This window comes from Rhodopseudomonas sp. P1 (assembly GCF_039642825.1).
In the GTDB taxonomy this organism is placed as follows: domain Bacteria; phylum Pseudomonadota; class Alphaproteobacteria; order Rhizobiales; family Xanthobacteraceae; genus Rhodopseudomonas; species Rhodopseudomonas palustris_H.
This window is the reverse complement of record NZ_CP088006.1, coordinates 4390936-4412450: the sequence shown is the minus strand read 5'-3', so window position 1 is coordinate 4412450 and position 21515 is coordinate 4390936. Positions and strand designations below refer to the sequence as shown.

The window sequence follows — 21515 nt, the reverse complement described above, 5'->3', positions numbered from 1 at the left end:
CTGTCGCCCGTGGCGCTGCGCATCGCGCTACTCCGGAACTTCGATCGGCGCATCGCCCTTGGCGGCCTTTTCGGCACTCATGATCCAGATCAGTCCGCCGATGCCGCCGACGACGAAGTACACCGCGCCGAACAGCAGCGAGACGGCGACGCCGTCGCTGGGGTTGAGGCCGGCATAGCCGAACGCCAATCCCATGCTGGCTTCGCGCACGCCCCAGCCGGCGATCGAGATCGGGATCATCGTGATGAGCATGATCGGTGGGACGAGCTCGAACAATTGCACGAAGCTGCTCGGCGATTCGATCGCCCGCGCCACGCACCAGGCGATCACCACCGCGAGAACTGGAATGATCAACGAGGTGGCGACGAGGATCGCTGCGCTTTTCGGAGTTGACAGAACCTTCAGGGCGACTTCGGAGCAGCCGCGCATATGGCGGGTGGCCCAGATCCGGTCGAGCAGACCGAACCGCAGAAACGGCAAAGCCAGGAACACGATGCCGGCGCCGAGCGCGGCAAAATCGAGCAGCATCAATCCGAGACGCCCGTCGGCATTGTCGATCAATCGCAGCGTCCACGGCAGCGTCACGAAGATGATCGCCGACAAGGCGATCAATCCGGTCGCCCGATCGACGAAGACCGAATAGGTGGCGGCGCGCCAGCCGGCACCGGCCCGCGCCAGCAGCCAGACACGCACCGCGTCACCGCCGATCGCGGACGGCAATGTCTGATTGAAGAACGAGCCGATCATCGCGTAGCGCATCGATCGCCCCGTGGTCAGCGGCGCTTCGCAGCACGCACCGATCGCGCGCCAGCGCACCGCGTTGACGAACAGCTGGAAGATCGTTGCAGCGACGGCAGCCGCCAGCCAGCCCAAGCTGGTCGCATCGATCCGTGCGGCGAGGGCGGCAAAATCGGTCTTTCGGAGCGCCAGATACAACAGCGCCGCTGAAACCAGGATCTTGGCTGCTGAAAGCAGAAACCGGCGCATGAGAGATCGCTGGGGTCGGAAGTTAACAGGTCGTCAAGAGCGAGCGGCGCCCGGCCATCACGAAAGTCGCCGCCTTGGTAGGGACTTGCGTCCAATCTGGCAATAGCGCCCCGGTTCCCCTTGCCGCTTCGGTAGCCGGCTGGCTAAACAGGCGCGCATCGGATCGCGAGGGGCGGAAACGAGATGGCAGAGACAGCGGTCCTGGTCACGGGCGCAGCAGGCTTCATCGGCTATCACATCGCCCGGGAGCTGTTGCAGGCGGGACATGCGGTCGTCGGCCTGGACAGCCTCAACACCTATTATGACCCGGCGCTGAAGCAGGCGCGGCTCGATCTGCTGACGCCTTATCCGCGTTTCAGCTTCGTTCATGCCGATCTGTCCGACCGGAGGACGATCGCGGACTTGTTTGCAAACCACCGTTTTCCGGTGGTGATCCACCTCGCCGCCCAGGCCGGGGTCCGACATTCGCTCAGCCATCCACACGATTATGCGGACTCCAATCTGGAGGGCTTCCTTAACGTGCTGGAAGGCTGCCGCCACAATGGCTGCGGCCACCTGATCTATGCCTCCTCGTCGTCGGTCTACGGCGCCAATACCAAGCTGCCGTTCTCGGTGGATGATCCGACCGACCACCCGATCAGCCTGTATGCGGCGACCAAAAAGGCCAATGAATTGATGGCGCATTGCTACAGCCATCTGTACCGGCTGCCGACCACGGGCCTGCGGTTCTTCACGATCTACGGACCATGGTACCGACCTGATATGGCCCTGTACCTGTTCGCCAAAGCCATCACCGAAGGCCGTCCGATCAAGCTGTTCAACCACGGCCAAATGCGGCGCGATTTTACGTTCATTGACGACGTCACGCGCGTCGTGACCCGGCTGATCGAGCTGGTGCCGACAGCCCAGCCCGGCCAAAATGGCGGCGCACCCGCGCGAGTCTACAATGTCGGCAACCATAGCCCCGAAGACCTGATGCACGTGGTGGCGTTGCTCGAGGACGCACTCGGCCGGCCTGCCGTCAAGGAGATGCTGCCGATGCAGCCGGGCGACGTGCCGGCGACGTTTGCGGATGTCGAAGCTCTGGTTCGGGATGTCGGCTTCCGGCCTTCGACCCGAATCGAGGATGGGGTCCGCGCCTTCGTGACCTGGTTTCGCGACTACCACCGGGTGTAGTTTCCTGCGTCTAATTCGCAGCTTTGGCCTTTCGTGTAATCAATTGAATCAAAACGTGTTTGGGTAGGTTTCCCGAACGTTCGCCACATCTGTGGCCGCGTGCTAGGAAGCCGCACCTTCAATTTCCAAGGCGCGATGCCATGACTTCCAGCACTGAAACGGCCAAGACCCCCTCACTCCGGATCGGCGTCATCGGCGCTGGGGTTATGGGAACCAACCACGGCCGGGTGCTGGCGGGATTGCCGGGAGTGACGCTGGTCGGGATCGTCGATCCGATGCCTGAGCACCGCGACCGCGCGATCGAGCTGATCGGCTGTAAAACCTTCGCAACGCTGGACGAATTGCTGCTTGCCGGGGTCGACGCGGTGACCATCGCGGCCCCCACCCACCTGCACCATGAAGTGGCGCTGACCTGCATCGGTCGCGGTATTCACGTGCTGGTCGAGAAGCCGATCGCTTCGACGGTGGCCGAAGGCCGCGAGATCGTCGCCGCCGCCGAGAAGGCTGGTGTCACGCTGATGGTCGGCCATGTCGAGCGCTTCAATCCGGCGGTTGCGGCGATCAAGCAGGCGATTCGCGACGAGGACATCCTGTCCATCGGCATCACCCGGGTCGGCCCGTTCCCGCCACGGATGTCCAATGTCGGCGTCGTCATCGACCTCGCGGTCCACGACATCGACCTGATCCGCTGGTTCACCGACTCGGAAATCACCGAGGTGCAGCCGCAGCTCTCGAGCGCCATCGCCGAGCGCGAGGACATCGCGCTGCTGCAATTCCGCACCGCCTCGGGCGTGCTCGCGCACATCAACACCAACTGGCTGACGCCGTTCAAGGCCCGCACCGTGACGGTTGCGACCCGCGGCAAATACGTGATGGGCGATCTGCTGACCCGTCAGGTCACCGAGTGCTTCGGCTTCAAGGCGGACGGCAGCTATTCGATGCGCCATCTGCCGGTCGGCCACGACGAGCCGCTGCGCGCCGAACTGATCGGCTTCATCAATGCGGTTCGCGCCAAGCTGCCGCCGCCGGTCACCGGCGAAGAGGGCGTCGCCAGCCTCGAAATCGCGATCAAGTGCCTCGATCAGCCGGCCCGGCCCGCAGCGAGCGCGACGGCGCCCCGCCGCGCCGCCGGCTAGACCGACTTAGCGACCCTTCTCAGCGCTTTCCCGTCATCCGAACCCGGCAGGACCCATGAATCAGCATCTCCGCAACGACCCGGTGCCCTTCATTGACGTCGGCGCTCAGCGCCGCAGGTTGGGGGCCGGTATCGACGAGGCGGTCGGCAAGGTGCTGAACCACTGCCAGTTCCTCAACGGTCCGGAAGTGATCGAGCTGGAGGCGAAGCTCGCCGCCTTCGCCGGCGCGCGCCACGTCGTGACCTGCTCCAGCGGCACCGATGCGCTGTTGATGGTGCTAATGGCCAAGGGCATCGGTCCCGGTGACGCGGTTCTGTGCCCCTCCTTCACCTTCTGCGCGACCGGTGAAGCGGTGGCGCTGACCGGCGCCACGCCGCTGTTCGTCGACGTCGACGAGGTCACCTTCAACATCGATATCGCGTCGCTGAAGCGCGGCATCGGCACCGCCAAAAAGCTCGGCTTGAAGCCGCGTGCGATCATTCCGGTCGATCTGTTCGGCCAGGCCGCTGATCACACCGCGGTCGGCGCGGTTGCGACGGACGAAGGGCTGTTCGTGCTCGATGACGCGGCGCAGGGCTTCGGCGCCAGCCATCGCGGCAAGAAGCTCGGCAGCTTCGGCCTCGCCACCGCCACCAGCTTCTTCCCGGCCAAGCCGCTCGGCTGCTTCGGCGACGGCGGCGCGATCTTCACCGATGATTCCGAATTCGCCGAAGCGCTGAAGAGCGTTCGCGTTCACGGCCAGGGCACCGACAAGTACGACAACGTCCGGCTCGGCCTCACCGGCCGTCTCGACACCATCCAGGCGGCGATCCTGCTGCAGAAGCTGACGATCTTCGAAGACGAGATCGCGGCGCGCAACGTCGTCGCCGAGCGCTATTCGGCAGCGCTGGCCGATGTCGTCACCGTTCCGCGCCTTGCCGAGGACTGCACCTCGGTGTGGGCGCAGTACACCATCCGGTTGCCGCACGGCGTCGACCGCGACGGTTTTGCCGCAGCGCTGAAGGCGCAAGGCATCCCGACCGCGATCTACTATCCGAAGTCGATGCATCAGCAGACCGCGTATCGCGGCTTCCCGGTTGCCGACGGCGGCCTGCCGGTGTGCGAGCGGCTGTCGCGCGACGTCATCGCCCTGCCGATGCACGCCTATCTTGATGCGCCGACGCAGGATCGCGTGATCCAGGCGGTGCGCGGCGCGCTGGGGCGGTAAGGCCGTTAGCTGCCGTCATTCCGGGGCGCTCGCGTAAGCGAGCAAACCCGGAATCTCTGCCTTCACCACATCGGGATTCCGGGTTCGCGCCCTGACCGGCGCGCCCCGGATTGACCCCCGTGTGAGGGGACCGTAGCCAGCCATTCCTGTTTTGCGGTCTCGCGACTTCCTGTAGAAGCGCCTCATGCTCAAGCGCATCTTCACCGTCGGCGGCTTCACCCTGCTGTCGCGTCTGACCGGATTTGCCCGCGACATCATGCTGGCGGCGATCCTCGGCGCCGGTCCGGTGGCGGATGCGTTCTTCGTCGCGCTGCGCCTGCCGAATCACTTCCGGGCGATCTTTGCCGAGGGGGCGTTCAACGCTGCCTTCGTGCCGGCCTATGCGCATGTCCATGGCGAGAAGGGCGAGGCCTCGGCGAAGCTGTTCGCCGACCGCATCTTCACGCTGCTGTTTCTGTCGCAGTTGGTGCTGCTCGCCGTCGCGCTCGCGTTCATGCCGCAGATGATGAGCATTCTGGCGCCGGGTTTCACCGACGATCCAGAGCAGCGCGCGCTGGCGATCGAGCTGACGCGGATCACCTTTCCTTATCTGCTGTTGATTACCCTGGTGACGCTTTACGGCGGCATCCTCAATGTGATGCAGCGCTTCGCCTCGGCTGCTGCCGCCTCGATCTTCCTCAACATCTCGATGATGGCGACGCTGGCGCTTGCCGCGTTCTTCCCCAGCGCCGGCCATGCCGCTGCCTGGGGCGTGCTGATTTCCGGCGTGCTGCAGTACTTCCTGCTCGCCGGCGACCTGTCGCTGCACGGCGGCCTGCCGCGGTTTTCCCGGCCGAAGCTCGATGAGGATGTCCGCGCATTCTTCCGGGCGCTGGGGCCGGCGACGCTCGGTTCGATGGGCACGCAGCTTGCGCTGTTCGCCGACACGATCATCGCCACCTTCCTGCCGGCCGGAGCGCTGTCGGCGTTGTACTATGCCGACCGGCTCAACCAATTGCCGATTGGCGTGATCGGCATCGCGATCGGCACCGTGCTGCTGCCGGAGATGTCGCGGCAGCTTACCGCCGGTGATGATGCCGGCGCCAAGGCATCGCAGCGCCGCGCGTTCGAATTCACGCTGTTGTTCTCGGTGCCGTTCGTCGCCGCATTTCTCACAGTCCCGGACGAGATCATGCGGGCCATGTTCGCGCGCGGCGCCTTCACCCGCGCCGACGCGATCTCGGCCGGCACCACGCTCGCCGCCTATGCGATCGCGCTGATCCCGTTTGTCCTGATCCGCAGCGCGGTGGCGCCGTTCTATGCACGCAAGGACACTGCGACTCCGGTGAAGGCGGCGCTGACCGGCGTCGCCACCAACGTTGTGCTGAAATTCGCCCTGATGGGCTCGCTGGCGCAGGTCGGTCTGGCGCTCGCGACCGCTGCAGGCGCCTGGATCAATCTGCTGCTGGTGATCTTCTTCTCGGTGCGGGCAGGCTACCTCGAGTTCGATCGCGAGCTGGTGCGCGCGATCCTGAAGTTCGGCGTTATCGGCGTGCTGCTCGGCGCCGCGTTGTGGCTGACCGCCTGGTTCGCGCCGCCGTATCTCGCACTGTTGCCCGCGTTGCGCAGCGAAGCCGCGCTGGCGCTGTTGATCGCGGTCGGCGCCGTCACCTACGGCGCCGCGATCCTGATCCTGTTCGGGCCGCGCTGGATCAAGCGCCTGCTGCGCGGCTGATCAAGCCGCGGTGGTCGACCGCACCAGATTGGTGACGTCGGAATACACCTGCAGCACCGGGTTGATGAAACGGTGCGCCTTGTTCTTCGACACGATGGTGTCGTGCATCACCAGATGATCGATGCCCGTCGTGAGGAAGCAGGCCATCGCGTCGCGCGGCGTTTCGACGATCGGCTCGCCCTTGATGTTGAACGAGGTGTTGACCAATACCGGCACGCCGGTCAGCGCTTCGAACTCTTTCAGGATGTAATAGAGGTCGGGCGCGGTCTCTTCGTCCACCGTCTGCACGCGGGCGGAGCCGTCGACGTGGACCACGGCCGGAATCTTGTCGCGCCATGCCGGCGCCACCGGTTTGGCCATCAGCATGAACGGCGAGTCGCCCTTGCCCTCGAAGATCTCATCCGCGCGCTCCTTCAGGACGATCGGGGCGAACGGGCGGAATGGCTGGCGATGCTTCACGCGGCTGTTGAGGATGTCCTTCATCTCGGCCCTGCGCGGATCGGCCAGCAGGCTGCGATGGCCGAGCGCGCGGGGGCCGAATTCAGAGCGGCCCTGAAACCAGCCGATCACCTTTTGATCGGCGAGTAGCCGCGCGGTTTCTTTATAGACCTCGCTCGAGCGGACCACGTTGATCTGCGGTTTGACGAAGAAACGTTGGGTCGCTTCTTCGACCTCGGCATCCGCATAGGGCCGGCCGACGTAAGCGTGCTTCATCTCGAAGCCGCGTGGTTTCTGCTGGATCACCAGGTGGCCGTAATAGGCACAGCCGATCGCGATGCCATCGTCGCCAGCCGCGGGCTGGATCCAGACATTCTCGAAGCCCGCCTCGCGGGCGATCCGGCCATTGGCGACGCAGTTGAGCGCGACGCCGCCGGCGATGCACAGGTTCTTGGCGCCGGTGGTTTCGCGCAGCCAGCGCGCGCGCTCCAGCAGCACCCGCTCGGTGTCGTCTTGCACCCGCCAGGCGAGATCTTCCCAGTGCCGCATCGACGGGCTGTCTTCCCACTTGCCGGGGCTGTCCATGATGTAGGGCTGGTCCAGCTCCGGCGTCCAACGTGGCACGGTAAGCTTGTTATTCTCGAACTGCAGCATCGGCGGGATCGCGTCGGGGCGGCCGTAAGGCGCCAGCCCCATCAGCTCGCCGCATTTGTTCCAGTCGCCGAACACGTAGGTGGAGGCCCGGCTGTAGTACGCGCCAAGACCCGGCATGTTGTAGAATTCGTCGCTGAGGAAGCCGCGTTCCGGCTCCATCCAGATCTTCTTCAGGCACTCCAGCTTGGTGCCGCTGAATTTGTAGTAGCTCTCGGATTCGCGGGCGAGCGGCGAGGCGTCGTCGCCGGGAAACTGCTCGTCGACATCGGCCCGGTAGCTGCCGACGCCGTCGACGATCATCACCACGCCTTCTTCGAACGGACACGGCGCGAACGCGCTGTAGGCGTGCGCGAGGTGATGCGAGATCGTCGCCACCTTGTTGGTGTGATTGCGGAACAGCGGGTGACTGCGGGCTGTGCCGCGCTCGTGTTCGGGCAGGAAGCCCGGCATGTCCTGGAAGATCAGGCGGTCTTCCATCTCCGGCACCGGCAGAATGTAACAGTTGCGCACCACCAGATCGACGTCCGCCATGGTGATGCCTTCGGCGCTCAGGCAGTAGTCGACGACTTCCTTGTAGAAGCCGGAGGCGTGCTTCTCCCGAGTGATGCGCTCCTTGGCGATGCCGAACGCGATCTCGCCGTCCCGGAGCAGGCAGGCGCTGACGTCGTGGTCGTAGGTGTTGAGGCCGAGGATGTAAGTGTGCTGACGGGACATGGGCTGCTTTGTTGTGCGCGGGAGCGGCGCGGGTGAGGCGAGGGTCGTCACCTGACAGTCGATCCGCACCGCGATGCGGTTCAGTTGAATGGCACTATAGCTGGACCAGTAAAGTTGGACATCGGTGAGACGTCTGCCGGCGCGTCGTGTTCCCCGAGCGATCGGTCCGGCCCATGCGGCGTTGCACGCGAGAGAGCGGGCATCGGTGTGGCTGGAACATCTCGGCCGCTTCGACGTTTGGCAGCATCTCGCCGCGTTCAGCGCCGATCGCGGCTTGACCAAAACCCTAGCTTGATCATAAGCTTGACCGCCGAGGCCGATCACGGGGGCGCATTGACCCCGCGCATTTGAACCGTCTTCCCGCACGACCCCACCAACAACGGGACATGACGGTAACCTGCTCAACGACCGGGAGAACAATCCATATGGCTCAAACTGCTTCCAAGGCCCGCAAGGGATGGACGACGCGCGTTCTCGCCGCCGTCACGCTGACGGCGATTTACGGCTTCAGCCTCGTCGGAACCTCGGCGCTGTTCCTGACCGCAAGCACCGGCAAGGCTGAGGCCCAGCGCGGCCGCGGTCGCGGCCGTGGACGCGGCTATTACGGCCGTGGCCGTGGTTGGGGCCCTGGCTATTATCGCGGCCGTGGCCGTGGCTACTATCGTGGCTATGGCGGCTGCGTGTTCAATCCGGTTTACGGCCGGGTGATCTGCTACTAATTCGCCGCGGCGGGGCGGAGACGCCCCGACCTGCGTGAGCTTCCAAACAGGTGTATCGGGCAACCGATGCACCTGTTTCTTTTTGCGCCGGGCGTGTGGGCGAGCGCGCTGCAGGCGCAAATGTGCAGATTGCTGCCACTGGGTTCATATTTCGGTGTTCGGTCGCAAAGCTCGCGCCGGCGCGTTTGCTCCTGTCATCGATCCGCTGCAAGATGCTTTCCAATCGCATCGGAGGTGACGGTCCCATGGCTCCAACCAAGTTGGCTCCCACCAAGTTCGGCGTCGGCCAGAGCGTATTGCGCAAGGAGGACGATCCTCTGATTCGCGGCAAAGGCCGCTACACCGACGACGTTGCGCCGGCTTCGTCCGCTTACGCGCTGGTGCTGCGCTCGCCGCATGCCCATGCCACCTTCGAGCTCGATGCGAATGTGGCGCGCGGCCTCCCCGGCGTGCTGACGATCCTGACCGCGGATGACGTCGCCGATCTCGGCGGTCTGCCGTGCCTGTTCAATCTGCCGGACAAGCCGTTCAAGGCGCCCGACTATCCGATCCTGGCGCGCGATGAGGTCCGCCATGTCGGCGATGCGATCGCATTCGTGGTAGCCGATACGCTCGCGCATGCCCGCGACGCGCTGGAAGCGATCGCGGTGGAGTGGACGCCGCTGCCGGCCGTGGTTGGCGCCGCGCGCGCGGTCGAGCCCGGCGCGCCGGAGGTGTGGCCCGACTACGCCGGCAACGTGCTGTTCGATGCCGGCATCGGCGACAAGGCCGCGACCGACGAGGCGTTCGCCAAAGCGCATGCGGTCGCTGAAATCCGCATCGTCAACCCGCGCATCGTCACCAACTACATGGAAACCCGTGCGGCAGTCTGCGAGTATGACGCCAAGCGCGATCACTTCACGCTGACGGTCGGCAGCCAGGGCAGTCACCGGCTGCGCGATATCCTGTGCCAGACCGTGCTGAAGATCCCGGTCGAGAAGATGCGGGTGATCTGTCCGGATGTCGGGGGCGGGTTCGGCACCAAGCTGTTTCCGTATCGCGAATACGCGCTGCTCGCGGTCGCCGCCAAGAAGCTGCGTAAGACCGTGAAGTGGACCGCTGATCGAGGCGATCACTTCGTCGGCGACTCGCAAGGCCGCGACAACGTCACGACCGCGCGGATGGCGCTGGCGGAAGACGGCAAGTTTCTCGGGATGGATGTCGACCTGATCGGCGACGTCGGCGCCTATCTGTCGACCTTCGGCCCGTACATTCCTTACGGCGGCGCCGGCATGTTGCCGGGTCTGTACGACATTCAGGCGTTCCACTGCCGGATCCGCACCGTGTTTACTCACACCGTGCCGGTCGACGCCTACCGCGGCGCCGGACGTCCCGAAGCTGCTTACGTGGTCGAGCGTCTGGTCGATGCCTGCGCGCGTAAACTGTCGATGTCGCCGGATGCGATCCGGCGCAAGAATTTCATTCCGCCGCGCAAGCTCCCCTACAAGACCGCGACCGGCAAGGTTTACGACTCCGGCGACTTCGCCGCGCACCTGAAGCGCGCGATGGAGATCGGCGAGTGGAAGGACTTCGGTAAGCGCGCCAAGGCCGCCAAGAAGGACGGGCTGGTGCGCGGCATCGGGCTCGCGTCCTATGTCGAGGTCTGCGGCACCATGGGCGAGGAAACCGCCAAGGTGGTGCTCGATCCGGACGGTGACATCACCGTGCTGATCGGCTCGCAGTCGAGCGGGCAGGGCCATCAGACCGCCTACGCGCAGATCGTCGCCGAGCAGTTCGGCGTGCCGCAGGAGCGGGTGCGCGTGGTGCAGGGCGACACCGACCGGATCGCCACCGGCCTCGGTACCGGCGGCTCGGCGTCGATCCCGTCCGGTGGCGTCAGCGTGCAGCGCGCCACCCATCAGCTCGGCGAGCAACTCCGCGACATCGCCGCCGATGCGCTGGAGACCAGTGACGCCGACCTCGAAATCAGCGACGGCACCATCCGGATCGCCGGCACCGACCGCTCGATCAGCTTCGCTGATCTTGCCAAGCGGCCCGGCGTCGATCCTGCCAAGCTCAATGCCAGCGCCACCTTCGCCAGCGCCGACGGCACCTATCCGAACGGCACGCATCTGGTCGAGATCGAGCTCGATCCGGCGACCGGCAAGATCAGGATCGTCAACTACGTGATCGTTGATGATTTCGGCGTGACGCTGAATCCGCTGCTGCTCGCCGGCCAGGTTCACGGCGGCACCATTCAGGGCATCGGCCAGGCGCTGATGGAGCAGGCGGTTTACAACGCCGAGGACGGCCAGCTCGTGACCGGTTCGTTCATGGACTACGCGCTGCCGCGCGCGGCTGATGGCGCGCCGATCACTTTCGAAACACACAACGTGCCGTGCGCCACCAATCCAATGGGCGTGAAGGGGGCGGGCGAGGCGGGGGCGATCGGCTCCTGCCCGGCGGTGATGAATGCGATCATCGACGCGCTGTGGCGGGAATACCGGATCGACCACATCGATATGCCGGCGACACCGGAGCGGGTGTGGATGGCGATCCGCGAACACGAGCGCCGGCACCGGCTGTGAGCCGGGTCGATCGAACGAGACCTAGAAGAGTGGCGTTAAGCCACCGCTGCGAAGGCCTCCGAACCGGCGGCCGGTGACGGAGTTTGAAACAACCAAGCGGGAGGAATTGCGATGTTGCGAACTGTGATCGTGGCCGGAGCGGTGTTGTTGACGGCGAGCGCCGTGATGGCGCAGCAGGATCTGGTCGATAAGACCCAGAAACTGATGAAGGACAACGGCCGGAACATGATGGTGCTCGGCGCCATGGCCAAGGGCGAGAAGCCCTACGATCAGGCCGCGGTCGATGCGGCGCTGAAGCAGTTCGATGAGACCGCCAAGGACCTCCCCAAGCTCTTCCCGGACAGCGCCAAGGGCCTGAAGCCGTTCGACAGCAAGTACAGCGCCTCGCCGAAGATCTGGACCGAGCGTGCCAAATTCGACGGCGAGATCTCCGACTTCGCCAAGGCGGTCGACGGCGCCAAGGGCAAGGTCAAGGACGTCGAAACGCTGAAGGCCGCGATGCAGCCGATCGGCAAGGCATGCGGCAGCTGCCACGAGAACTTCCGTCAGAAGGAAGGCTAACGCGGCAAGCGCCGCCGGCAGCGGAGAATCGGCCGTGGCCAGGACTCTCGGAGTCGTGATCGTGATCGCGGCGATGATCGGCATCGCCGTGTTCTGGCTGCTGACGATGCCGGCTACGGTGTCGGCTGACCGCCTGCCGCCACGCACCGCCAACCTCGAGAATGGCCGCACCGCGTTCTTCGCCGGAGGTTGCGCCGAATGCCACGCCACACCGAAGCAGGACGATCGCACCAAGCTCGGCGGCGGGCTGGGGCTGAAGTCGGAGTTCGGCACGTTCTACGTGCCGAACATCTCGCCCGATCCGAATGACGGTATCGGCAAATGGACCGAGGCGGATTTCGTCAGCGCGGTGATGCGCGGCACGGCGCCGGGCGGCGTGCATCTCTATCCGGCGTTTCCATATCCGTCCTACGCACACGCGCGGCTCGACGACGTCCGCGATCTGTTTGCTTACATCAAGACGCTGCCGGCGGTCGCCGGCCGAGCTCCGCCGAATGAGGTGCCGTTCCCGTTCAACATCCGCCGCGCAGTCGGGCTGTGGAAGCTGCTGTTCTTCAATGACACGCCGTTCACGCCGGATCCGGCGCAATCGGCGCAGTGGAATCGCGGCGCGTATCTGGTGAACAGCTTCGGCCATTGCGCCGAGTGCCATAGCCCGCGCAACGCGCTCGGCGGCATCGTCGCGGCGCAGCGCTTTGCCGGCGGGCCCGATCCGGAAGGCAGGGGCTGGGTGCCGAACATCACCCAGAAGGGGCTCGGCGCCTGGAGCGCCGGCGACATCGCCTATTTCCTGGAGACCGGCATGACGCCGGAAGGCGACAGTGCCGGCGGCTCGATGGCGCAGGTGATCCGCAACACCTCGCAGCTCGGCAAGGATGACCGCGAGGCGATCGCGGCCTACATCAAGTCGCTGCCGCCGGTGCAAGGGCCGGTCCGGCCGCCGCGCAAGGCCAAGGCCGAGTGACCGGCGATCACTTCGGCCCGAACGCCTTGAAGGTGATGATGGTGTGGGTGTCCTTGATGCCGGGGATCACCTGGACCTTGTCGGCGACGAAATGGCCGATATCGGTCGAGCGATCGACGTAGAATTTCACCAGCAGGTCGTAGTCGCCGGCGGTCGAATAGATCTCCGAGGCGATCTCGGCTTCGGCGATCGCGTTGGCGACGGCGTAGGACTGGCCGAGCTGGCATTTGATCTGGACGAAAAACGGCACCATCGCGGGTCTCTCCGGCAGCTTGATTTGCGCCATCAAGCCCAAAACACCCTGTCGGCGCAAGCTCTTGCCGCTGCGGCGTGGGCGCGCTACGACCGCGATCGGCTGCCGGTCCGCACTCTCATTCAATCGAGCACGTTGATGGCCATTCCGATCGCACTCACCATCGCCGGCTCCGACTCCGGAGGCGGCGCCGGCATTCAGGCCGACCTCAAATCGTTTTCGGCGAACCGTGTCTATGGCGCCTCGGTGATCACCGCGCTGACGGCGCAGAACACCCGCGGCGTCACCGCGATCCACGACGTGCCGGCCGCGTTCGTCACCGCGCAGATCGATGCGGTGTTCAGCGATCTTGCGGTCGCCGCCACCAAGATCGGGATGGTGGCGCAGCGCGGCGTGATCGCAGCGATCGCCGAAGGGCTCGATCGCTGGCACGCCGCCAATGTAGTGCTCGATCCGGTGATGGTCGCGACCTCCGGCGACCGGCTGATCGCGGATGACTGCGTCGAGGCGCTGCGCAGCACGCTGATCCCGCGCGCCCGCCTCATCACGCCGAACCTGCCAGAAGCCGCCGCACTGCTCGACGAGCCGGTTGCCGACGAGCCGGCCGAAATTGAACGCCAGGGACAGCGCCTGCTCGCGCTCGGCTGCGAAGCGGTCCTGATCAAAGGTGGCCACGGTACTGGGCCGACCAGCACCGATTACCTGTTCGTGGGAACCGAGGTGGAAGCGTTGGCGGCGCCCCGGATCATTACCAACAATACCCACGGTACCGGCTGCTCGCTGTCCTCCGCGATAGCCGCCAATCTCGCCAAAGGCCAGTCATTGCAGGCCTCTGTGGCCGCCGCCAAGCAGTGGGTGAGCGCCGCCATCGCCGCGGCTGACAAGCTCTCGGTCGGGCACGGCCACGGTCCGATCCATCATTTCCACGGCTTCGACTAAGGCCCAAACCGGCCGACCATGCGCTGTCGTCCAGTCGTCGTACTCCGCTGATAATCCGAATTCGTAAGTAATTTACGATTCGAACGGAACCGATGACTCCCGATCTCGACAAGTCCCTGATTGAAACCGCCTACGCTCGCTGGGCTCCGATCTACGACGCGGTATGCGGACCGGTGATGGTGAAGGGACGACGCGCCGCGGCTGCTGAAGCACGCGCGCATGGCGGCAAGATTCTCGAAGTCGGTGTTGGCACCGGACTATCATTCGACGACTACGACGCCACGACCGAAATCACCGGGATCGATCTGTGCGAGCCAATGTTGGAGAAGGCGCGCGCCAAGATGGCGACCGGGCGCTATCCGTGGGTCAAAGACGTGCGCCAGATGGATGCGCACGCGATGGAGTTCGCCGACGCGACGTTCGATTGTGTTGTCGCGCAATTCGTCATCACGCTGGTCGCTAATCCCGAGCAGGTGCTGTCGGAGTGCCACCGCGTAGTAAAGCCGGGCGGGCGCATCATCCTGGTCAATCATCTGTACTCGGAAGTCGGCGTTGCCGCGGCGGTCGAGCGCTGGGCGGCGCAGAAGACCCGCGCGCTCGGTCTGCGTCCGGAGTTTCCGTTCGCGCGGCTGCAGGCCTGGGCTCAGGCCACCTCCGACGCGATCCTGGTCGAGCGGCGCAAGCTGAAGCCGTTCGGCATCTACACGCTGGTGTGTTTCGAGCGGACTCCCACGCCGATGGCGGCCTGAGACCCGGGTTCGAAACGTCGCCGCCCGCGGGCGGCCTTGGATGGGACAAGACCGATGAGCGACGACGGTCCGGAACGACGCTTTCGCACCCTGTTCATTTCCGACGTCCATCTCGGCGCGCGAGGATCGCAGACCAATCTGCTGCTCGACTTCCTCCGCGTCCACGATGCCGACACCATCTATCTGGTCGGCGACATCATCGACGGCTGGGCGCTGAAATCGAGCTGGTACTGGCCGCAGTCGCACAACGACTTCGTGCAGAAGCTGCTGCGCAAGGGCCGGAAGGGCGCGCGCATCATCTACGTGCCCGGCAACCACGACGAGTTTCTACGCAACTACTACGGCACGCATTTCGGCGGCATCGAAGTCGTCGAGAACGCGATCCACACCGGCGCCGACGGCCGCCGCTATCTGGTGATCCACGGCGACATCTTCGACCTCGTGGTGCAGAACGCCAGGTGGCTCGCCCATGTCGGCGACAAGGCCTACGACCTCGCGATCCGGCTCAACCGTGTCGTCAATGCGTTCCGCCGCTGGTTCGGCGTGCCGTATTGGTCGCTGTCGCAATGGGCCAAGCACAAGGTCAAGAACGCGGTCAACTACATCGGCGCGTTCGAAGAGACGCTGGCGCAGGAAGCCCGCCGTCATGGCACCGACGGCGTGATCTGCGGCCACATCCACACCGCCGCGATCCGGGACTTCCACGGCATCAACTACATGAACTGCGGCGACTGGGTAGAAAGCTGCACGGCGCTCGCCGAGCACGAGGACGGCCGGTTCGAGATCATCACCTGGACCGATCTGCTGAAGCGCAATCTGCCGGTGCCGACGGTTGCTGCGCGGGCCGCCTGATGCGCATCCTGATCGCGACCGACGCATGGCACCCGCAGGTCAACGGCGTGGTGCGGACGCTGACGATGATGGCCGAAGCGGCGAAGTCGCTCGGGGTCGACGTGGTGTTTCTGACGCCCGAGACGTTCCCGACGGTTGCGCTGCCGAGCTACCCGGATCTGCGGATCGCGATCCCCAATCCGATCCGGGTCGCACATCTGATCAATGCCGCACACGCCGATTGCATTCACATCGCGACTGAAGGCCCGATCGGGCTGGCGGCGCGACGCTACTGCCGCAAGCGCGGGCTGCGCTTCACCACCAGCTTCCACACGCGTTTCCCCGAATACGTCTCGGCCCGTGCGCCGATCCCGGAGTCCTGGGTGTGGTCGCTGCTGCGCCGGTTTCACGGCGCCAGCCATGCGGTGATGGCGGCGACCCCGGCGCTGGCCGACGAACTGCGCGGCCGTGGCTTCCGCAACGTCGTGCTGTGGCCGCGCGGCGTCGACGGGCATCTGTTCCATCCGCGCGAGGATGCCGATCTCGGCTTGCCGCGGCCGGTGTTCCTGTCGGTCGGGCGGGTCGCGGTCGAGAAGAACCTCGAAGCATTCCTGTCGCTCGATCTGCCCGGCACCAAAGTGGTGGTCGGTGACGGGCCGGCGCGGGCGGCGCTGGAGCGCGATTTCCCGAACGCGGTGTTCCTCGGCGCCAAGCATGGCGAGGCGCTGGCGAAGGTCTATTCCGCCGCGGACGTGTTTGTGTTTCCGAGCAAGACCGACACCTACGGGCTGGTGCTGCTCGAAGCGCTGGCGAGCGGCGTGCCGGTCGCGGCGTTTCCTGTGACCGGGCCGCGCGACGTGATCGGTGATTCCCCGGTCGGTGTGCTGAGCGAGGATCTGCGCGCGGCGTGTCTCGGCGCCCTGGAGATCTCGCGCGAGGCGTGCCTGGAGTTCGCTGCCGATCACACCTGGGAAGCCTCCGCGCACGCCTTTCTCGACAACGTCCGCCGGGTGTCGATGCTGGATGCAGACCGGCTTCATCCTCACGGCGTCAAACCGCATCGCATGGTGGCCTGAGGCGCGTATCATCGCACCTTGTCGGCGCGCGCGGCGCGGCGTTAGATGCCGGCCATGACCAATTCCCCTGTGCTGCCTGTTTCCGTCGCCGATATCGATGCAGCTGCCGAGATGCTCGCGCCCGTTGCGGTGCGGACGCCGCTGCTCTCGTCACCGGCGCTCGACGCCGCGACCGGGGCGCGGGTGTTCCTCAAGCCCGAAGTCCTGCAGCGCACCGGCTCGTTCAAGTTCCGCGGTGCCTTCAACAAGCTGGCCTCGATCCCGGCCGATGCCCGCCGTGGCGGCGTGGTGGCGTTCAGCTCGGGCAACCATGCGCAGGGCGTTGCCGCCGCGGCGCAGCTGCTCGGCGTCCACGCCACCATCGTGATGCCGTCGGATGCACCGGCCTCGAAGCGCGAGCGCACCGCCGGCTATGGCGCCGAGGTGGTGCTGTACGATCGCGACCGTGAGGACCGCGAGGCGATCGCCCGCGACCTTGCCGAACGCAGCGGCGCGACGCTGGTGCGGCCGTTTGACGATCCGATGGTGATCGCCGGGCAGGGCACGGTCGGTCGCGAGATCGCCGAAGACCTTGCGGCGTTGGGTATCGCGCCGGATCTGGTGGTGGCGCCGGCCTCGGGCGGCGGGCTGATCGCCGGCACGGCGCTCGCCGTCAAGGCACGGTTTCCGCAGGCGCTGGCGATGTCGGCGGAGCCGGAGGGCTTCGACGACCACGCCCGCTCGCTGGTGGCGGGTCGGCGCGAGTCCAATCCGGCCGGCGGACGCACGATCTGCGATGCGCTGATGATGTCGATCCCGGGCGAGGTCACCTTCGCGATCAATCGCGTGCTGCTGGCGGGTGGCGTTGCGGCGTCCGATGCCGAGGTCGGCCATGCGGTCGGCTTCGCATTCCGCGAGCTGAAGCTGGTGGTGGAGCCGGGCGGCGCGGTGGCGCTGGCGGCGCTGCTCGCCGGCAAGCTCGACGTCCGCGGCAAGACCATCGCGATCGTGCTGTCGGGCGGCAATGTCGATGCCGACCTGTTCAGCCGCCTGATTGCCTGATTTCGAGCCTGATTTCGAAAACGCGTTCGCGCCGCAGCCACTGGTTACGAGAAGAACGCGATCTTCTCGGCCTGGCTCATCCGCCGGATCGGCACCAGCGCGTCGCTGCGCATCGGCGGCGGGGCCGCAACCGCGCCGCTGGCGATCGCCGCAGCGCCGAGCGAGGACGGCGCAGCAGCAGCGACTTCGCCGGCGACGGCAGCGGAAGCCATCGCCACCGGTGCAGCGGCCGCATGGATGGCGATCGGCTCGGCCATGGCCTCCATAGGCGCGGCTTCACCGATTTCGCCGACCGGCTCGAACGCGGCTTCCGGCTCCGGCTCCGCGTCGAATGCCTCTGCGGCGGAAGCCGGTGCGTCGTCGATCGCCATCGGCTCCGGCGACACCGCGATCTCTTCGCTCAGCGCCTGCTGCAGCGCTGCGATGTCGGATTCGATTTCCGCGGCGGTGCTGGCCGCGGCCGCCGCATAGGCATCATCCTCGGGCCGATATGGCTCCGAGACCTCGGGCGCCGACATCTCGCGGGCGACCAGATCGAGCACCGCGTCGTCTTCCAGACCCTCGGCGTCCAGCGCCACCACCTCGTCGAGCAGGTGAGCGGCTTCCGACTGCTCAGCCGCGTTGACGGCGGCAGGAGCTTCGGCGGGCGCAACCGCCACCGCCACTGCAGCGGGGGCAGGCGTCTGGTCTTCGGCTTCGACGAATTCGAGTTCTTCCGACGGCGTGCCCTTGACCACCACGAACGCCGGGGCAGCTTGCGCCTGCGGAGCTGGAGCGGGTTCTGCCGCCTCGGGAGCGGGAGCCTGCGGCGCAACCGCCTGCGGTGGAACGGGCTCAGCGGCGGCCGGCTGCGGCGCGACGGCTTCGGGCTCAGCGACGGCCTGCGGCGCGGCGGCGGGCTCGTCCGTCGCCGGTGTAGCGGCAGAGGCCGCCGCGGCTGTCGTCTCCGGCGTGGCCCGGCTTGCCGCGGCTTCGGAAGCGACGCCGGAGATTGCCGCGACGTGCTGCAGCATCCGGTCGAACGCTGCGTCGATCGCATCGCGATCGATTCCTGCGACCAGCCGGTGGCCGCTGTCGATGGCGGCGACCTGCTGGTCGAGCAGATCGCAGATCCGGGAGTCGGCGCCGCATTCGCGCAAGGTCGAAGCGACCTCGCTGATCGCGCGGGCGCCGCGATGCGCAGCCACCAGGGTCGCGGTGTCGTCGAGCGTCGCGATCGCCTTGGCGACGCTGGCTCGCGCCTCGCCGATCACCGCGCGGATCGCGGCCAGCGACTCCACGGCGGCTTCGGCCTGCGCCTGCTTCTGAGCGGCGAGGGTCTGTTCGATCCGCGCCACCGCGTCGAGCACCATGCTGGTGTCGGCGTTGCGGTTACGCTTGGCGTATTCGGTGAGGAACCAACGGCCCCGCGAGGTCTCCATGAAGGCTTCGCGGATCGCATCGTAGTCCGCATCACTCGGCATCACCGGGCGGGCGGAGATCGGCGAAAGGGCGAAGGCTTCGTCGGTCATCAAGGGACTCGTTGCACAATTCACTGCGCGTCACGATAACGATCACCACGATCCGCGTCGAATCGCAATTGAATTGATGTCTCCCGAATCACAAATCCCCACCCCATCACCGGATGCGAAGCGATTCGCGTCGCGGCTCGCCGTGTTCTACGCGACCAGCTTCACGGTCGCCGGCACCTACCTGCCGTTCTTCACGGTGTGGCTGAAGGCCGTTGGAATCGAGGCTTCTTTGATCGGCCTGATCGTCGCGGCGCCTGCGGTGACGCGCTTCACGCTTCTGCCTTTCATCACTGCCGCGGCCGAACGGCGCAACGCGATCCGCGCCGCGATGATCATCACCGCGGTGATCACTGCCCTCGGATTCACCCTCCTCGGGATTCTACGTGCTCCGCTGCTGATCTTCGTGGTGTTCGTGCTCACCGCCTGCTTCTGGACGCCGATCGTACCGCTGACTGACGGCTACGCGCTGAAGGCCGTGGCACGCTATGGGCTGAATTACGGGCCGCTGCGGTTGTGGGGCTCGGCGGCGTTCATCGCCGGCGCGCTGGTGAGCGGCGTGCTGGCCGATCTGGTGGCGGCGGAGCAACTGATCTGGCTGATCGTCGCATTCGCCTGGGTCGGTGCGCTGGCCGGCTTCGGCTTGCGGCCGTTGGATGCACCGGCGAAATCGGCGACGCCGCAGCGCGGCGCCTCGCTGCTACGCAATCCGACCTTCCTGACGATCGTGGTCGCGGCGGCGCTGATCCAGGGCAGCCACGCCGCGTACTACACCTTCGCGTCGATCGCCTGGCAGGGCGCCGGTCTCAGCGGCACCACGATCTCGGTGCTGTGGGTGCTCGGCGTCGTCGCCGAGATCGTGGTGTTCGCGCTATCGCCGCGATTCACCTGGTCGCCGATGTGGCTGATGCTCGGCGGCGCGCTGAGTGCGGTGCTGCGCTGGTCGATCACCGCCCAGGATCCGTCGCTGCCGGTGCTCACCGTGGTGCAGTTACTTCACGGCTTCACCTTTGGTCTGACCCAGGTCGGTACCATGGGGCTGCTGGTGCGCCATGTGCCCGGCCATGTGATCGCGCGCGGGCAGGGCTACTACACCGCGGCCGCGGGCTTTGTCATGAGCGCCGCGTCGATTGCCTCCGGCGCGGTGTTCGCTCGCTACGGTCTTGCCGTGTACGACATGATGGCGGCGATGGGGCTGGCGGGTGCCATTGTGCTGGTGGTGATGCGTCACCGGCTGCTTGCGCCGGCAAGCGCCGATCAGCCCCACAGCGCCGGTTCGGGCGGATAGACCGTGCTGCCGTCGTAGCGCAGGCCGTCATCGCGATCGCGCGCCAGCAGCAGCGGGCCGTCGAGATCGATGAAGCGGGCGAACGGCGTCAGCAGCATCGCCGGGGCCATCGCCAGCGAGGTGGCCACCATGCAGCCGACCATGATCTGCAGGCCGAGCGCGTGCGCGTCCTGCGCCATCGCCATCGCTTCGGTAAGGCCGCCGGTTTTGTCCAGCTTGATGTTGACCGCATCGTAGCGGCCGCGCAGCGCGGCGAGCGAGGTGCGGTCGTGCACGCTCTCGTCGGCACACACGGCGATTGGGCGTGCGATGGTGGCCAGCGCCTCGTCATGCCCGGCCGGCAGCGGCTGCTCGACCAGCGTCACGCCGGCGTCGGCGCAGGCAGCGAGGTTGCGGGCGAGATTGTCCGGCGTCCAGGCTTCGTTGGCATCGACGATCAGTTCGGCATTCGGCGCGGCGCGACGTACCGCCGCAATCCGTGCGTCATCGCCATCGCCGCCGAGCTTGATCTTGAGCAGCGGCCGCGACGCAGCCTTGGCGGTCGCCTCGGCCATCGCTTCGGACGTGCCGAGCGAGATGGTGTAGGCGGTGGTGGCGGGGCTTGGCGCAGCGCTGCCGAACAGCTCCCAGGCGCGCTGTCCGCTGATCTTGGCTTCGAGATCGACCAGCGCGCAGTCGAGTGCGTTGCGCGCGGCGCCGGGCTGCATTGCGGCCTGCAGCGCGCTGCGATGGAGACCGCCCGCCAGCGGCGCGCACATCGCCTCCAGTGCGGCGAGCGCCGCTTCCGGGGTCTCGCCGTAGCGCGCATAGGGGACGCATTCGCCGCGGCCGACGTGGTCGCCGCTGCGCAGCTCGGCCACCACGACGATCGCTTCGGTCTTGGCTCCGCGGCTGATGGTGAAAGCGCCGGCGATCGGCCAGCGTTCGATGCGCCCGGTCAGTTCAGGCGCTATCAGGGAGTTCATTTGCAGGCCTTGTCAGCTCAAACCGAGG

At 66.2% G+C, this 21515-nt stretch carries 19 protein-coding genes; 14 read left to right on the top strand and 5 right to left on the bottom strand.

The window, feature by feature from the left end:
- Positions 1-27: 27 nt before the first annotated feature.
- Complete coding sequence (locus LRC39_RS20345; RefSeq protein WP_346295449.1) at positions 28-987, bottom strand: lysylphosphatidylglycerol synthase transmembrane domain-containing protein; 960 nt, start codon at positions 985-987, stop codon at positions 28-30.
- A 183-nt stretch (positions 988-1170) separates the two neighbouring features.
- On the opposite strand from LRC39_RS20345, the gene LRC39_RS20340 reads away from it, so the two are divergent.
- The 4 genes from LRC39_RS20340 (at position 1171) to murJ (ending at position 6220) form a co-directional block, all read left to right on the top strand.
- The gene (locus LRC39_RS20340; protein WP_346295448.1) at positions 1171-2163 is read left to right on the top strand and encodes an NAD-dependent epimerase; all 993 of its coding nucleotides are present in this window, start codon (positions 1171-1173) and stop codon (positions 2161-2163) included.
- Between the two features lie 140 nt (positions 2164-2303).
- A complete protein-coding gene (locus LRC39_RS20335) occupies positions 2304-3299 on the top strand; it encodes a Gfo/Idh/MocA family protein (protein WP_107356659.1) in 996 nt (331 codons plus the stop codon).
- A gap of 55 nt (positions 3300-3354) precedes the next feature.
- Positions 3355-4506 carry a DegT/DnrJ/EryC1/StrS family aminotransferase gene (locus LRC39_RS20330; protein WP_346295447.1) on the top strand — a complete coding sequence of 384 codons (1152 nt, stop codon included), beginning with the start codon at positions 3355-3357 and terminating at the stop codon, positions 4504-4506.
- A gap of 184 nt (positions 4507-4690) precedes the next feature.
- Positions 4691-6220, top strand: a complete 1530-nt coding sequence (gene murJ / locus LRC39_RS20325; RefSeq protein ID WP_346295446.1) for a murein biosynthesis integral membrane protein MurJ — start codon at positions 4691-4693, stop codon at positions 6218-6220.
- Here murJ and LRC39_RS20320 read toward each other — a convergent pair whose 3' ends face one another.
- Complete coding sequence (locus tag LRC39_RS20320) at positions 6221-8026, bottom strand: carbamoyltransferase family protein (RefSeq protein ID WP_346295445.1); 1806 nt, start codon at positions 8024-8026, stop codon at positions 6221-6223.
- Between the two features lie 425 nt (positions 8027-8451).
- Between LRC39_RS20320 and LRC39_RS20315 the strand changes: the two genes are divergently transcribed.
- From LRC39_RS20315 to LRC39_RS20300, 4 genes are all read left to right on the top strand, one after another.
- Complete coding sequence (locus LRC39_RS20315) at positions 8452-8745, top strand: hypothetical protein (protein ID WP_107345668.1); 294 nt, start codon at positions 8452-8454, stop codon at positions 8743-8745.
- Positions 8746-8990: 245 nt separating this feature from the next.
- Positions 8991-11312: a xanthine dehydrogenase family protein molybdopterin-binding subunit gene (locus LRC39_RS20310; protein WP_346295444.1), complete on the top strand. Its 2322-nt coding sequence runs from the start codon at positions 8991-8993 to the stop codon at positions 11310-11312.
- Positions 11313-11423: 111 nt separating this feature from the next.
- On the top strand, positions 11424-11873 hold the full coding sequence (locus LRC39_RS20305; protein WP_346295443.1) for a c-type cytochrome: 450 nt from the start codon (positions 11424-11426) through the stop codon (positions 11871-11873).
- A gap of 34 nt (positions 11874-11907) precedes the next feature.
- The gene (locus tag LRC39_RS20300; RefSeq protein WP_346295442.1) at positions 11908-12837 is read left to right on the top strand and encodes a c-type cytochrome; all 930 of its coding nucleotides are present in this window, start codon (positions 11908-11910) and stop codon (positions 12835-12837) included.
- 7 nt (positions 12838-12844) lie between these two features.
- Here LRC39_RS20300 and LRC39_RS20295 read toward each other — a convergent pair whose 3' ends face one another.
- Positions 12845-13090 carry an Lrp/AsnC ligand binding domain-containing protein gene (locus LRC39_RS20295; RefSeq protein ID WP_107345664.1) on the bottom strand — a complete coding sequence of 82 codons (246 nt, stop codon included), beginning with the start codon at positions 13088-13090 and terminating at the stop codon, positions 12845-12847.
- Positions 13091-13228: 138 nt separating this feature from the next.
- Here LRC39_RS20295 and thiD point away from each other — a divergent pair, with 138 nt between their 5' ends.
- From thiD to LRC39_RS20270, 5 genes are all read left to right on the top strand, one after another.
- A complete protein-coding gene (gene thiD / locus LRC39_RS20290; protein ID WP_264053181.1) occupies positions 13229-14029 on the top strand; it encodes a bifunctional hydroxymethylpyrimidine kinase/phosphomethylpyrimidine kinase in 801 nt (266 codons plus the stop codon).
- Between the two features lie 92 nt (positions 14030-14121).
- Positions 14122-14778 carry a class I SAM-dependent methyltransferase gene (locus tag LRC39_RS20285; RefSeq protein ID WP_107345662.1) on the top strand — a complete coding sequence of 219 codons (657 nt, stop codon included), beginning with the start codon at positions 14122-14124 and terminating at the stop codon, positions 14776-14778.
- 54 nt (positions 14779-14832) lie between these two features.
- On the top strand, positions 14833-15630 hold the full coding sequence (locus tag LRC39_RS20280; RefSeq protein WP_164636744.1) for a UDP-2,3-diacylglucosamine diphosphatase: 798 nt from the start codon (positions 14833-14835) through the stop codon (positions 15628-15630).
- Entirely contained in the window at positions 15630-16685 is a 1056-nt protein-coding gene (locus LRC39_RS20275; RefSeq protein ID WP_346295441.1) for a glycosyltransferase family 4 protein, read from the top strand. Before LRC39_RS20280 ends, LRC39_RS20275 begins: the two co-directional genes overlap by 1 nt.
- Positions 16686-16730: 45 nt before the next feature.
- Entirely contained in the window at positions 16731-17726 is a 996-nt protein-coding gene (locus LRC39_RS20270) for a threonine/serine dehydratase (RefSeq protein ID WP_346295440.1), read from the top strand.
- A 44-nt stretch (positions 17727-17770) separates the two neighbouring features.
- Here the strand turns inward: LRC39_RS20270 and LRC39_RS20265 are convergent, their stop codons facing one another.
- Positions 17771-19237 carry a hypothetical protein gene (locus LRC39_RS20265; protein ID WP_346295439.1) on the bottom strand — a complete coding sequence of 489 codons (1467 nt, stop codon included), beginning with the start codon at positions 19235-19237 and terminating at the stop codon, positions 17771-17773.
- 76 nt (positions 19238-19313) lie between these two features.
- Here LRC39_RS20265 and LRC39_RS20260 point away from each other — a divergent pair, with 76 nt between their 5' ends.
- Positions 19314-20522, top strand: coding sequence for an MFS transporter (locus LRC39_RS20260; protein ID WP_346295438.1), 1209 nt, complete (start codon positions 19314-19316; stop codon positions 20520-20522).
- Here the strand turns inward: LRC39_RS20260 and dgcA are convergent.
- Positions 20492-21487: an N-acetyl-D-Glu racemase DgcA gene (dgcA, locus tag LRC39_RS20255; protein ID WP_346295437.1), complete on the bottom strand. Its 996-nt coding sequence runs from the start codon at positions 21485-21487 to the stop codon at positions 20492-20494. The two genes, LRC39_RS20260 and dgcA, sit on opposite strands and share 31 nt — an antisense overlap.
- Positions 21488-21515: the final 28 nt, after the last annotated feature.

Bases quoted from the DNA above. Each gene is read 5' to 3' on its own strand.
- LRC39_RS20335 (WP_107356659.1), top strand. From the start codon at position 2,304: ATGACTTCCAGCACTGAAACGGCCAAGACCCCCTCACTCCGGATCGGC.
- LRC39_RS20305 (WP_346295443.1), top strand. From the start codon at position 11,424: ATGTTGCGAACTGTGATCGTGGCCGGAGCGGTGTTGTTGACGGCGAGC.
- LRC39_RS20310 (WP_346295444.1), top strand. From the start codon at position 8,991: ATGGCTCCAACCAAGTTGGCTCCCACCAAGTTCGGCGTCGGCCAGAGC.
- LRC39_RS20315 (WP_107345668.1), top strand. From the start codon at position 8,452: ATGGCTCAAACTGCTTCCAAGGCCCGCAAGGGATGGACGACGCGCGTT.
- LRC39_RS20320 (WP_346295445.1), bottom strand. From the start codon at position 8,026: ATGTCCCGTCAGCACACTTACATCCTCGGCCTCAACACCTACGACCAC.
- thiD (WP_264053181.1), top strand. From the start codon at position 13,229: ATGGCCATTCCGATCGCACTCACCATCGCCGGCTCCGACTCCGGAGGC.
- murJ (WP_346295446.1), top strand. From the start codon at position 4,691: ATGCTCAAGCGCATCTTCACCGTCGGCGGCTTCACCCTGCTGTCGCGT.
- LRC39_RS20275 (WP_346295441.1), top strand. From the start codon at position 15,630: ATGCGCATCCTGATCGCGACCGACGCATGGCACCCGCAGGTCAACGGC.
- LRC39_RS20345 (WP_346295449.1), bottom strand. From the start codon at position 987: ATGCGCCGGTTTCTGCTTTCAGCAGCCAAGATCCTGGTTTCAGCGGCG.
- dgcA (WP_346295437.1), bottom strand. From the start codon at position 21,487: ATGAACTCCCTGATAGCGCCTGAACTGACCGGGCGCATCGAACGCTGG.
- LRC39_RS20330 (WP_346295447.1), top strand. From the start codon at position 3,355: ATGAATCAGCATCTCCGCAACGACCCGGTGCCCTTCATTGACGTCGGC.
- LRC39_RS20340 (WP_346295448.1), top strand. From the start codon at position 1,171: ATGGCAGAGACAGCGGTCCTGGTCACGGGCGCAGCAGGCTTCATCGGC.
- LRC39_RS20270 (WP_346295440.1), top strand. From the start codon at position 16,731: ATGCCGGCCATGACCAATTCCCCTGTGCTGCCTGTTTCCGTCGCCGAT.
- LRC39_RS20280 (WP_164636744.1), top strand. From the start codon at position 14,833: ATGAGCGACGACGGTCCGGAACGACGCTTTCGCACCCTGTTCATTTCC.
- LRC39_RS20285 (WP_107345662.1), top strand. From the start codon at position 14,122: ATGACTCCCGATCTCGACAAGTCCCTGATTGAAACCGCCTACGCTCGC.
- LRC39_RS20260 (WP_346295438.1), top strand. From the start codon at position 19,314: ATGTCTCCCGAATCACAAATCCCCACCCCATCACCGGATGCGAAGCGA.
- LRC39_RS20265 (WP_346295439.1), bottom strand. From the start codon at position 19,237: ATGACCGACGAAGCCTTCGCCCTTTCGCCGATCTCCGCCCGCCCGGTG.
- LRC39_RS20295 (WP_107345664.1), bottom strand. From the start codon at position 13,090: ATGGTGCCGTTTTTCGTCCAGATCAAATGCCAGCTCGGCCAGTCCTAC.